Raw genomic sequence first — 12,340 nt, 5'->3', positions numbered from 1 at the left:
TCGACAGATCATTCCCGAACGACGCCGTCTCCGACGTGAACCGGTCCCCCGTGAGCTGCATCCCGTCACCCGAATCACCCGCGAACCGGATCACCACCCGATCCAACCGCCGAACCTCCTTGGGCTGGGGAATGGCTGCGGCCGACCCCGGCTCGGCCTCTTCGACGTCCACCGTGTCTACCGTCACGCTGTGTTTCCCCTCTGGATCCCGGTTCCGGGCGCGACTGCGGCCCACTGACGGGCAGGACGGTAAGCAGCCGCCCTTGAGGGCGGCCAAAACGCCCCGTACCACTGCCGGGACCAACCGGCCGGCGCGGTGACACACGGCGACGGAGCGCGGAGTGCGCTCCCCTCCCCCGCGCGTCCTCCGGCCGGAGCGGACGGCCGGGCTCCGCAAGGGGGTTCAGACCGTGTCCAGTCGTTCTTCAGAGGGGGTGGCGACCCTTCCAGGGTCGATGGGCGGGGCGGATCCCCCGGCCCGGCCCGAGCCGACCCGCCCGGGCCCCGCCCGGTCCGGCCACCGGTGCCCACCCGGCGCCCCGCGCCGGCCCGCTCCGTACCCCTGTGCCCGGACGGACGGGCGTTCGCCCGCGGCCATTCCCGTACCCCCGCTCGAAGGAGCCCCCATGGACCCGTCAGCCCAGGCATCCCGCCGCGCCCTGCTGCGCATCGCCGCGGTGGCCACCGCGGGCGGTGCCCTCGCCGCCGTACCCCTGCCGGCCCACGCGCACCCCGGCCGGCGATTCCCCCGGACGCTCAATGTCACCGCGCCCGGCCTGTATCCGGAGGGCGTCGCCTGGGATCCGCGCCGCGAGGCGTTCCTGGTCGGGTCGAGTGCCCAGGGCACGGTGTCGGTGGTACGGGCGGACGGTTCGGTCACCCCCCTGGTGACGCCGTTCGCGCGGGTCTCCGTGCTCGGCATCCATGTGGACGCGCGCCACGACCGGATCCTCGCCACCTATACCGACTACTTCCTCCGCCGGCTCGGGATGGTCGATCCCACCCTGCCGCCGGTCAATGGTGTCGGGGTCTTCAGCCTGGCCACCGGAGCCCCGCAGCGTCTCGTCCCCGTCTCCGCCGGATCGCCCGTCGAACCGCGGGTCAATGACGTCACCGCGGACCGGCGCGGCGACATCTATGTCACCGACACCGAGATCGACACCGTCACCAGGATCACCCGGGACGGCGAGGTCGCCGGGGTGATCACCGACGACCGCTTCCTGACCTCGGGTACGGGACCCAATGGCATCGCCCATCACCCCGGCGGTTTCGTCCTGGTGGGGAAGTACGACGAGGGCCGGCTCTTCCGGATCGACCGGCCCCGGTCGGCCCGGCCGCGCGTCTCCGAGGTCCGGCTGGACCGTCCGCCGGTCTCGGTCGACGGCATCGCGGTGCGCCCCGACGGCTCGCTGGTGGTGGTCGCCAACGACCTCTCCCTGCCGGGCGGCCGGACGAGCCGCGACTCCGTCCTCGTCTACCGCTCCACCGACCACTGGCGTTCGGCACGGCTGGTGCGCGAGCACACCTGGCCGTTCGAGGACCCGACCACGGTCGCCGTCACCCCGCACGGCGAGTACGCGATCAGCGGCGGGCTGCGGGAAATCCTCACCGGCACACCCTCCGCCACCCCGGGGCAGTTCCAGCTGCGCCGGCGCTGACGTCGACCCTCCGGTGGCCGCAGTACCGTGAGCCCGTCTCCCGGCCCGCGGCCACCGATCCCCACCACCACCCACCGGGAGCACCGTCATGCCAGCTCATCCGTCCCGAACGGGCCCGCCGCGCGGCGGCCTCTTCACCTCACTGGCCCGAGTGACCGGCAGCCGGCCCCGGCTGGTGCTCGGACTCACCCTGCTGCTGCTCGCCGGGGCGGTGTTCCTCGGCAGCGGGGTGGCCGACCGGCTGCGCAGCGGAGGCAGCGGCGGGGTGGTCGACCCCGCGTCCGAGTCCTCCTACGCGGCCGGGGTCCTGGAGCGCGAATTCCCCGGCGCCCGCCCCAATCTGGTGCTGCTCGCGGAGGCGGCCGGCGGCTCCGGGAACGTCGACGACCCCGCGATCAGCCGGCAGGGCGAGGAGCTGACGGCCCGGCTCGCCGCGGTGCCCGGGGTGACCGGGGTGAGCTCCTACTGGAGTACGGGATCGGCCGCGCTCCGCTCCGGGGACGGCCGGGAGGCGCTGATCGTCGCCCGGATCGACGGCGATGAACTGGCCGCCGAACGCACCCTGGAGGAGCGGGTGATGCCGGGCTTCGACGGCCGGCAGGGCGACATGGCCGTCCGGATCGGCGGGAGTATCGCGGTCCAGCACGAGCAGCAGACCTTCATCGCCGAGGACCTCATCCGGGCCGAGATGATCGCGCTGCCGATCACCCTGCTCATCCTGATGGTGGTGTTCGGCAGCGCGGTCGCCGCGTTCCTCCCGCTCGGTGTCGGGGTGATCGCCATCCTCGGCACCAACGCGGTGCTGTGGATCATCACCCAGTTCACCGATGTCTCGGTCTTCGCCACCAATCTCACCATCGCGCTCGGGCTCGGCCTCTCCATCGACTACGCGCTGCTGATCGTGCGCCGCTACCGCGAGGAACTGGACGGCGGCAAGGACAGCCGGGCGGCACTCGACACCACCCTCAACACGGCGGGCCGCACGGTGCTGTTCTCGGCGGCGACCGTGGCGGTCTGCCTCGCCGCGATGACGGTCTTCCCGCTGTACTTCCTCCGTTCCCTGGCCTACGCCGGGATCAGTGTCGTGGTCCTGGCGGCGGTGGCCGCGCTGGTGGTGCTGCCCGCGGTGCTCACCGTGCTGGGCCGCCGGATCGATTCGCTCGACCTCCGCAAGCTGATGCGGCGGCGCGGCTCGCGGCGGACCGCGGCCGGCGAGGGCTGGGCGAGGCTGGCGCGGTGGGTGATGCGGCGCGCCCCGCTGGTGGCGGGCGGCACCCTGGCCGTACTGCTGCTGCTCGGGGCGCCGTTCCTCAATGTGGACTTCGGCACGGCCGACTACCGCCAGCTCCCGGGCACCGCCGAGTCCCGGGTTGTTCAGGAACATGTCAGAGACGGCTTCCAGGGCAGCCCCACCGGAACGATCGAGGTGGTCGCCGAGCGTGCCGGGCCCGCCGAGCTGAGCGGATACGCGGAGCGGCTCTCCGCACTGCCCGGGGTGCTGCGGGTGGACGGCCCGGCGGGCCGCTACACCGACGGCGCCGCGGCGGGACCGGCACAGCCGGCCCGGGTCTCGGGTGACATCGCGTATCTGACGGTGGTGCCCTCGGTGGAGGCGGTCTCCGCCGAGGGGAAGGAGCTGGTGCGGGATGTGCGCGCGGTCGACGCGCCGTTCCGGACCTCCGCCGCCGGGATCACCGCCGGGCTGATCGACAGTCAGGCGGCGATCGGGCGCGGGCTGCCCTGGGCCGTCGGCATCATCGTGCTCGCCACCCTGGTGCTGGTCTTCCTGCTCACCGGGAGTGTGCTGGTGCCGGTCCAGGCGGTGCTGCTCAACGCGCTCAGTCTGACCGCGATGCTGGGTGCGGTGGTCTGGGTCTTCCAGGACGGCAATCTCTCCGGGCTGCTGGGGTTCACCCCGACCGGGAGCATCGAGACGGCGCTGCCGGTGCTGATGTTCTGCCTCGCCTTCGGACTCTCCATGGACTACGGGGTGTTCCTGCTCTCCCGGATCAAGGAGGAGAAGGAGCGGCTGACCGATCACCGGGAGGCCGTGGTGGAGGGCATCCGCAGCACCGGTGGGGTGATCACCGCGGCGGCGGTGGTCCTGGCGGTGGTGATGGTGGGGCTCGGTGCCTCCCGGATCACCAATACGAAGATGCTGGGGCTGGGGGTGGCGCTGGCCATCCTGATGGACGCGATGGTGATCCGGACGCTGCTGGTGCCGGCGGTGCTGTCGCTGACCGGCCGGGCGACCTGGTGGGCGCCGGGGCCGCTGCGGAGGTTCCACGCGCGGTTCGGGATCAGTGAGGGCGGTCCGGCGGAGCGTCCGGAGGCGAAGGAGGCGGGGACGGGCGCGAGTCCGTTGGCGGAAAGTCCGGTGGCGGACGCCGCTTCCGGGGCGGAGTCTCCGGCCGGGGCGGGCCACGAGGGCAGGCCCCGGGCGACGGCGGGCGCGGAGACCCGCTGATCCGCGCGGGGCGCGGGGCGGACAGGTGCGGGAGGCCGTTTCAACGGCCCCCGCACCTGTCACATCACGGGGCGCCGGGGCGGGCGGTACCCGAGCTGTCGAAGCCGCCTGGACCCCGTATGCCGTTCCATCCCCGGGGCTCCGCCCCGAACCCGGCGCCTCCATCGCCGGCGGGGCTCGGTCCAGGCATCGTCACCGGTTGGCGCGGGCCGGATTCCGGGCGCCTGAATCCGGGCGGAGGCAGACCCCCTCCCGACACCGGCGCGGAACTCGGGAGCGGCGCGTTCAACGTCTTCATCAGGTGTTTTGGTACTGCGCTAGCGGGTTTGTCTAGCGTCCGTGACACCGCATCACGGCGGACGCCGGACGAGGCGAGAGCACACCGGAGCTCCCGCCCGCGTCCGCCCGGCGGATCCGGGACATCCGGTCCGCGAGCGCTTCCGCGGCGGGTCCGCGACCCGTCACAGCAGGTCCCCACCGGCCCGGCCCCGGTGGCCGAATCATCCCGGATCCGGGCGGCCCGGATCCGGCCGGACCGGAACAAAGGGGAAGAGTCCGTTGACACCCACGCAACTGGCGGAACAGACGGGGCCGCGTACGGGGTCCGTACGCCCCGCACCGGCACGAGGAGGAGACACCATGGCGGTCGACACCGTCGTCGTCGACTACGGAGGAGTGCTCACCAACCCGCTCGTGGAGACCTTCGTCGCCTTCGCCGAGCTGGCCGGCATCCCGGCGGAGGATCTCGCGGCCGCGTTCGTGGCCGCGACAGAACAGTACGGCGAGTCCCCCATGGCGGCACTGGAGTCCGGCTCGATCAGCGAGCGGGAGATGACCGGCCGGGTCCTGGCGGGGCTGCCCGCCGGTGCGGGCCGGGTACTGGAGGGCGGTCAGGGCTTCGGTGAGCTGTGGTTCCGCGGACGGCGGCCCAACACCGAATTCCTGGACCGGCTGCGCTCGCTGCGCGCCGCCGGATACCGGATCGCGCTGCTCACCAACAATGTGCGCGAGTGGGAGCCGCTGTGGCGGGCGCAGGTGCCCATGGAGCTCTTCGACGTGGTGGTGGACTCGCACCGGGAAGGGGTGCGCAAGCCCGACCCCGCGATCTACCGGATTCTGCTCGACCGGCTCGGGACGGAGGCCGGCCGGTGTGTCTTCGTGGACGACAACGCGGAGAACTGCGCCGCCGCCGCCGGCCTGGGCATCCGCCCGGTGCTCTTCACCGACACCGCGAGCACGGTCCGGGAGCTCTCCGCCGTACTGGCGGAATCCGCGGGCGCGGCGGGTTCCCCGCCCGCCGGCGGTGTCCCGGCCGGCAGCGGTGCGACGGGGGGTGCGGTGCGATGACCCCGCCCGTGCTCGTCATCGGCGCCGGGCCCACCGGGCTGGCCGCCGCCTGCGCCCTGTGGAGCCACGGCGTGCCCTGCCGGGTCGTGGACCGGCGCACCGGACCGGGCACCGCCCCCAAGGGGCTGGTGCTGTGGAGCGGGGCGCTGGAGTGCCTACACCGGCTGGGGGTCGCCGGGGAGCTCGCCGCGGCGGCGCTGCCGCTGGCCGGCGCCTCGTACTGGTCGGGGGGCGGGCGGATCGGCGCGGTGCGCTTCGGCGGGCTGCCGGACACCGACTTCCCCGGGCCGCTGGTCATTCCGCAGCCCGCCACCGAGCGGGCGCTGCACACCAGGCTGCGGGAGCTCGGCGGCCGGGTGGAGTGGGAGACCGAGGCCGGCGCGGTGACCGTGAACCAGGTGGGTACGGCGCGGTCGGTGACCGTCACCCTGCGGTCGGCGGGCGGTGTCGAGGCGCTCACCGTCCCCTGGCTGATCGGCGCGGACGGGGCCCGCAGCCGGGTGCGCGAGAGTGCCGGCATCCCCTTCGAGGGCCACACCTTCGACCGTACGTTCCTGATCGGGGACGGACGGCTGGAGGGGGAGCTTCCGGAGGCCGAGGTGCAGCACCACATCTCCCCGGACGGAGTGCTGGTGATCGTGCCCCAGCCCGGCGGGCACCGGGTCTTCTTCGACACCGCCGCCGACGGGGAGACCGCGCCGCCCTCCGATGAGCTGCTCCAGCGGCTGCTGGACGAGCGCGGTCCGGGCGGGCTGCGGCTGACCGGCACCTGGTGGTCCAGCAGGTTCCAGGTGCATGCCAAGGTCGCGCCGCGCTTCCGCGCGGGCCCCGTGCTGCTGGCCGGCGACGCGGTGCATGCCCACACCACCGCCGGGGGCCAGGGGCTCAACACCGGAGTCCAGGACGGCTACGACGTGGGCTGGAAGCTGGCCTCGGTGGTGCGCGGCTGCGATCCGGCGCTGCTCGACAGCTATGAGGCGGAGCGCCGGCCGGCTTCGGTGCGGGCGGTGCGCGGCGGGGATCAGCAGACCCGGATGTGGCTGCTGCGGAGCCCGGTGGCGAAGGCGCTGCGCGACACGGTCATGCGGATTCTCTCCCGTACCGGGATTCTGGAGACCAAGGTCGTTCCGCTCCTCGCCCAGCTCGATCTCGACCACTCGGGCAGCCCCGCGATGGCCGATCTGGAGGGCTCCGCCGCGGTGCCGCGCACCCTGCGGCTCGGCCGGCGGGTGCCCGATGTGGCGCTGACCCCGGTGCACGGCGACGCGCCTCTCCCGCTCCGCCGCCACCTGTCCGACGGGCGCCACACGGTGCTCGTCCGGGGTGACGGCGCGGCCGGCGAACTCGCCGCGCACGCCCGGAGGCTGCTGGCCGGGCACGGAGTGGACGACGCGGTGAAGGTGGTGTGGATCCAGCCCCGTGACACGGTGTCGGAGACCGTGCCCGGCCCGGCGGAGAGCGCCGGCTGTGAGATCGCCCGGGAGCGGGACGGCGCGCTCGGCGGCACCGCTCCCTGGGTCGCGTACATCCGTCCGGACGGTGTGGTCGGCGCCCGGGCGGGCGCCGCCGGGCTGGAGAGCCTGCTCGCCCGGCTGCCCTCCCGTCCGGTCCAGCCCGCCTCGGCACCGGCCGGCCGGTCCTGAGCCGTCCGGCGGGCGGCCCGGTACGGAGCCGCTCCGTCCGGCCGGGCCCGTACCGCGTGTGAGGCCCGCTGGGCAGCGGGGAGCCGGGCGCGGCTCCCGGTCCCCGGACAACCGGAGGGATGTGCGGAGAGGGGCGCACAGGGCCGTTCCGGGCGCCGGGCGCACGCCCCGGCGGACCGCACCTCGGTGGCGTGCGCCCGTACGGCCCGGCCCCTCCTTTTGGAGCATGCCTCCGGCATCTCAACAGCGCATATGCGCACCCCTACCCGATCCGCCGGCCCTCCGCACAGCGGAGGTGCCATCGGCGGCGGTCACCGGCCCGGCCGGAACCGTACGCGGCGGCTCGGATTGACCGGTGCGGCCGTCGTGCGAGGCGGCCTCACCCCACGGCCATCCTGCGAAGGGAAGCACCATCATGTCGATTTCCACACCCGCACCGGCCCCGCACACCGCCCTGGCGGCGGATCTGATCACCGATGCCCGGGAGACCGCGGACCCGGCGGCCGGCGGGCCGGGACAGCGCGGCGATGTCTCCGAACTCACCTATGACTCCACGGTTCCGCGCGCTCTGGTGCACCGGCACTCGATCGCCGAGGTCTTCGTCACCGACTCCGTGCAGACCGGTGAGGACCGGTTCGCCGTCGCCGCGCAGCTCCCCCGCGGGCATCTGATCGGCGAGCGCTCACCGCTCTACGACTTCACCCTGCTGGTGGAGGTGGTCCGGCAGGCCGGGGTGCTGGCCGCTCACCGGCATCTGGACGTGCCCCTGGCCTCGGCGTTCATCTTCCGTGATCTCGCCCTGCGCACCACCGGGTTCGAACCGCTGCGCATCGGTCCGCGCCCCGCCGATCTGGTCGTCACCGTGGAGGTGCGGCCCAAGCGCAACCGGGCCGGCCGGATCCAGGGCTTCGGTTTCACCGGGGGAATCGCGGTGGACGGACGGCCGGCGCTGGTGGGCGAGGGCGGGCTGCTCATCCTCTCCACGGCCGCCTACCGGGTGCTGCGCGGAAAGCGGCAGGTGCCCGATCACCCCGGATTCCTGCTGCCGCGGTTCACGGCCACCGACCCGGCCCATGTGGGCCGCCGGGACACCCGCAATGTCTTCATCACCGACCCGGTGTCCGAGGGTGAACCCGGCACCTTCTCGGCGCAGTTGGTGGTGGACACCACACATCCGCACGTTTTCGACCACCCGCTCGACCATGTGCCCGGCCATCTCCAGATGGAGGCCGCCCGTCAGCTCGCCGTCGCCTCGGTCGCCCGGCTGCACGGCATCGACCCCGGAACCCTCACCATCGCCTCCATCGCCACCACCTTCACGGACTACACCGAACTGGACCGGATCACCCGGCTGCAGGCGACCGCGCACGGCTTCCGCTGGGACGAACAACTGGGCACCTGCACCGTGCCGGTGACCGTCGAGGCGCTGCAGGAGGGCCGGACGACCACTGCCCTGCGACTCGAGGTGGCACAATGGACCTGAGCTAGAAAGAACTTCACCGAAAGCCCACACAAAACCTTCCATCCAGTACCATTTGCGCCCAAAAGGTATCGGCCGAACGACCGAGCCCGACGGGGGACCGCTTTGATACGCATCCTGCTCGCCGAGGACATGCACATGGTTCGCGGGGCGCTCGTGGCACTACTGGCCTTGGAGGACGACCTGGAGGTCGTCTCCGAGGTCGAGCGGGGCGACACCATCGTCAGCACCGTACTGGAGTGCCGCCCCGACATCGCCATCATCGATGTCGACCTGCCCGGACTGGACGGGCTGAGCGCCGCCGCACTGCTGGCCGAGCAGGCCCCCTGGTGTCGCACCCTCATCCTCACCAGCCTGGGACGGCCCGGCACCCTCCGCAAGGCGCTCGCCGCCCGGGTCGGCGGCTTCCTGCTCAAGGAGGCCCCGCCGGCCCGGCTGGCCCACGCGGTGCGGGAGGTCGCGGCCGGGAAGCGGGTGATCGACCCCCAACTCGCCCTGGCCGCCTTCGACAACGGCGAGAATCCGCTGACCCCCCGGGAGATCGAGGTGCTGCGGATGGCCGCGGACGGGGCGGAGGCCGCGGAGATCGCGGTCCGGCTCTTCCTCTCCGTCGGCACCGTCCGCAACTACCTCACGACGATCGTGACCAAGCTCAACGCACGGAACAGGGTCGACGCCATCCGGGTGGCCCGGGAGAGCGGCTGGCTCATGTGACGCCGCGGGCCCCCCGCGATCACTCCGCGTCACTCGCGGGCACATGGAGGGGGGCCTCGGCGGTGAGCACGAACCAGCCCTGCTCATCGATGCCGGAATCGAGCCGTCCGCCAACCGCGGCGAGTCTGAACTGAAGGTTGTGCAGGCCGCTTCCGTCCCTCGCCCGGGGCACGCTCGGCGATCCCGTCACCGTCCGGTCCACTCCGTCATTGGCTATGGTCAGCACCACACACCCGGCCGGAGTGGTCCAGCTCTCGATCCGGCAGTGCTCCGCCTTGCTGTGCCGCAGCAGATTGGTGACGGCCTCGCGGAGCACCGTGGCCATGATGGTGTTGGTCTCCCCCTCGGGCACCTTGCCGCGTATCTCCACGGTGGCCTGGATGCCGCCCGCGCCCAGTACCGCCTGAGCCGAAACGGCCTCGGTGGCCAGTGACATGTCCCGGTAGCCGCGGGCCACCGTGCGCACATCGGAGAGGGCCTGGCGGGAGATCTCCAGAATGCTCTCCAGCTCCTCCAGCGCCCGGTCGGACTCGCGGTGCACCAGCCGCCGGGCCAGCTCGCTCTTGAGGGTGATCGCCGAGAGGCTGTACCCGAGCAGATCGTGCAGGTCGCGGGCGAACCGCAGCCGCTCCTGACTGACCGCCAGCCGGGCGAACGCCTGCTGTGCCTCCTGGACTTCGATCACCAGTTCGGCCAGGCGGGCGAGCCCGAACACGATCAGACCGGTGAGGACGGTGGAGACCCCCACATACACGCTGCCGACCAGCGGCATGCCCAGCAGCGGCCCGGTCACCGAGGCGACCAGCGCGACCAGGCCGAACATCACCCACCCCGCCAGCGAGGGCAGCACCAGCAGCGCGGAGGCGCCGAAGAAGCCGGCCATGCCGCCCCAGCCGAAGCCGAGGGCGAAAAGCGGCAGATAGGTCAGCAGCGCCTGGAGCCCCAGCGTCCACCGGCCCCAGCGGGCCCGGATATGGCGCAGTCCATAGGACGAGTGGACGATCTGGAGCAGGAAGATCACGACGAATCCGAAGGCCGCGGCGGCCAGGGTCAGCGGACCGCGGCGGGACTCCAGGATGTTCAGGAAGCCCACGATGAGGAAGCCGCACTCGACCAGGAGCAGCATGCCCATGGCGAGCTGGGGCGGCGGCGCCTTGACGCCGAGGGTGCCGACAACAGCCGACAGGGCGGGAATGCCGCCGCCCCCCTGGTCGGCTGCGTCCCGTGTCCCTGTGAATGCGGATCTGCCCGAGGGCGTCGTGGCGTCCTTCAATGCATTCCCCCGCGAACGTCATCAAGGGAGATCAGTCTCGGTGAAGACTGGGAACTCCCATGCCCGGTTGTGGATTGGACCTGTGAAATTCGTGCTCCGCAGAGGCGGATCGTTCCCGTGCCTCTGGGAGTGTACCGAGGACGAACCCGCCGACGCTTGGTTCAATGCGCCAGTCCAGACCGGTGGCCCGGGCGGCCAGATCGATGTCTCCGCTGCCCAGCGCGCAGGACGCCAGGCCCATCGCGGTGCCGATCAGATAGAGGTTCTGGGTCACCGCTCCCACATGCTTCAGCGTGAGCGCGTAGGGCAGGCCGCTGTACTTCCAGGTGAGGCGGTGGATCCGGGAGGTGATCGTGATCACCACCGAGGGCAGGTCGGTCAGACCGGCCGCGATCCGGGCCTCGTCGAAGAGTTCGGCCATGGCGGATCCGGGGGCGGAGTCCCCGACCCGGACCAGACAGTGCTCCAGGGGAGCGTAGTAGTGAATCCCCGGCGGGATACCCGCACAGTCCCGGATGGCGAGATAGAACTCCAGCTCATAGGCGCGCCCGCCGCTGGGGTAGGGCCGGTCGGTGAAGACGCTCTCGGAGCTGCTGCCCGGATTCTCGTGGAGGGTGCGCACCCGCAGCGCCCGGTAGAGGAACTCGCCGAGCTCGGCCGCGGTCAGTCCCCGCGTGCCGAAGGACCGGACACTGCGGCGCTCCTCGACCACGGCGGTCAGCGGCGGGTCCGATTTCCTCATCGCGGCGAGGGAGGGCCGGGGAAGCTGGACGCGCGGGCCGTCCGGCAGGGGTTTCACGGCCGGGGCGGGCGCCATGCGGTCGGCGAGCGGATAGGTGGCCCCGAAGTCGGCGTCGTGGCGGCCCAGGGTGGAGCGGGTGTGGAAGAGCAGATCGACGGCGGACCAGGAGGCCAGGGCGGGATCGCGGTCCTCGGCGAAACCGGGGGCGGCCGGGTCGGCGACACCGGATCCGCGCGCGGCGGACCGCGCGCCGTGCGCGCCGCCGGATCCGTTGACTCCGTGGTGTTCGGCGTCGTCGGCGGGCGGGGGGATCGGCTCCGCCGGGACCACCATCCCGGTCGCCAGCAGATGCGCGATGATCTCCATCGTGGCGTCCAGCGGGAGCGGTACGGAGGCGGCGACCTCGGCGGGGGTCACGGGCCGGCCGAGCATCCCCACCACCCAGGCGGCCTCCGGGCCGTGCAGCACCACCCGGTGCAGGGAGGTCGGGGACTCCAGGACGAATCCCTTGCCCTCGCTGCGCAGAAAGGCGAACTGGGAGAGCCTGATGGGGTGTCCGCCACCGACCGACGCGGGCCCGAAGCGGGCCGACTGCGCGATCGGAATCACCGAGAGCAGCAGGTGATCGGGGCTGTCGAGGCTGAGCGAGCGGACCACCAGATGCTGGAGCCGCTGAAGGGCCATCAGAATCTCCGCCAGCGAGCCGACCACGGGCGGGGTGGCGATGTCCCCCCTGGAGGAGGGCGACACCAGTGCGTCCGAGACGACATTGGCGAGGGAGATCGGGCCGAGGCTCATCCGGCGCAGCGCCTCGCGCACCGCGGGCCGCACATGGCGCAGCCGGATCTCACCCCAGCGCCCCGAGAGCACGACGGCACCGGTGGGGCAGCCGGTGTCGACGAGTACATCCTCTCGGAGCGCCCAGAGGGTGAGACTGCGCCGTCCGCGGTTCACGGTCGGCGGTGCTGTGAATGACCTCTCGGCTGCTGGCATGGGGAGCTCCTGAGCGGGCAACG

8 protein-coding genes are annotated in these 12,340 nt (G+C 72.5%); 6 read left to right on the top strand and 2 right to left on the bottom strand.

Annotated features, from left to right (window positions below; genetic code table 11):
• Nucleotides 1-626: 626 nt before the first annotated feature.
• From AAFN69_RS27365 to AAFN69_RS27340, 6 genes are all read left to right on the top strand, one after another.
• Nucleotides 627-1,658 carry a gluconolaconase gene (locus tag AAFN69_RS27365; protein WP_347731490.1) on the top strand — a complete coding sequence of 344 codons (1,032 nt, stop codon included), beginning with the start codon at nucleotides 627-629 and terminating at the stop codon, nucleotides 1,656-1,658.
• 88 nt (nucleotides 1,659-1,746) lie between these two features.
• The gene (locus AAFN69_RS27360; protein WP_347731489.1) at nucleotides 1,747-4,125 is read left to right on the top strand and encodes an MMPL family transporter; all 2,379 of its coding nucleotides are present in this window, start codon (nucleotides 1,747-1,749) and stop codon (nucleotides 4,123-4,125) included.
• A gap of 639 nt (nucleotides 4,126-4,764) precedes the next feature.
• Nucleotides 4,765-5,472, top strand: coding sequence for an HAD family phosphatase (locus AAFN69_RS27355; protein ID WP_347731488.1), 708 nt, complete (start codon nucleotides 4,765-4,767; stop codon nucleotides 5,470-5,472).
• Nucleotides 5,469-7,115: an FAD-dependent monooxygenase gene (locus AAFN69_RS27350; RefSeq protein WP_347731487.1), complete on the top strand. Its 1,647-nt coding sequence runs from the start codon at nucleotides 5,469-5,471 to the stop codon at nucleotides 7,113-7,115. The genes AAFN69_RS27355 and AAFN69_RS27350 overlap by 4 nt, the downstream gene beginning before the upstream one ends.
• A gap of 415 nt (nucleotides 7,116-7,530) precedes the next feature.
• Nucleotides 7,531-8,598 carry a ScbA/BarX family gamma-butyrolactone biosynthesis protein gene (locus tag AAFN69_RS27345; RefSeq protein ID WP_347731486.1) on the top strand — a complete coding sequence of 356 codons (1,068 nt, stop codon included), beginning with the start codon at nucleotides 7,531-7,533 and terminating at the stop codon, nucleotides 8,596-8,598.
• Nucleotides 8,599-8,700: 102 nt separating this feature from the next.
• Entirely contained in the window at nucleotides 8,701-9,309 is a 609-nt protein-coding gene (locus AAFN69_RS27340) for a response regulator transcription factor (RefSeq protein ID WP_347731485.1), read from the top strand.
• Nucleotides 9,310-9,328: 19 nt separating this feature from the next.
• Here the strand turns inward: AAFN69_RS27340 and AAFN69_RS27335 are convergent, their stop codons facing one another.
• On the bottom strand, nucleotides 9,329-10,582 hold the full coding sequence (locus AAFN69_RS27335; RefSeq protein WP_347731484.1) for a histidine kinase: 1,254 nt from the start codon (nucleotides 10,580-10,582) through the stop codon (nucleotides 9,329-9,331).
• A 31-nt stretch (nucleotides 10,583-10,613) separates the two neighbouring features.
• A complete protein-coding gene (locus tag AAFN69_RS27330) occupies nucleotides 10,614-12,317 on the bottom strand; it encodes a SagB family peptide dehydrogenase (RefSeq protein ID WP_347731483.1) in 1,704 nt (567 codons plus the stop codon).
• Between the last annotated feature and the right edge of the window lie 23 nt (nucleotides 12,318-12,340).

Origin of the sequence: Streptomyces sp. CAU 1734, assembly GCF_039888735.1 — a bacterium.
In the GTDB taxonomy this organism is placed as follows: Bacteria; Actinomycetota; Actinomycetes; order Streptomycetales; family Streptomycetaceae; genus Streptomyces.
Note: the sequence above shows the minus strand (reverse complement) of the source record. Positions and strands in the feature narration are given on the sequence as shown.

Bases quoted from the DNA above. Each gene is read 5' to 3' on its own strand.
- AAFN69_RS27360 (WP_347731489.1), top strand. From the start codon at position 1,747: ATGCCAGCTCATCCGTCCCGAACGGGCCCGCCGCGCGGCGGCCTCTTC.
- AAFN69_RS27365 (WP_347731490.1), top strand. From the start codon at position 627: ATGGACCCGTCAGCCCAGGCATCCCGCCGCGCCCTGCTGCGCATCGCC.
- AAFN69_RS27345 (WP_347731486.1), top strand. From the start codon at position 7,531: ATGTCGATTTCCACACCCGCACCGGCCCCGCACACCGCCCTGGCGGCG.
- AAFN69_RS27330 (WP_347731483.1), bottom strand. From the start codon at position 12,317: ATGCCAGCAGCCGAGAGGTCATTCACAGCACCGCCGACCGTGAACCGC.
- AAFN69_RS27355 (WP_347731488.1), top strand. From the start codon at position 4,765: ATGGCGGTCGACACCGTCGTCGTCGACTACGGAGGAGTGCTCACCAAC.
- AAFN69_RS27350 (WP_347731487.1), top strand. From the start codon at position 5,469: ATGACCCCGCCCGTGCTCGTCATCGGCGCCGGGCCCACCGGGCTGGCC.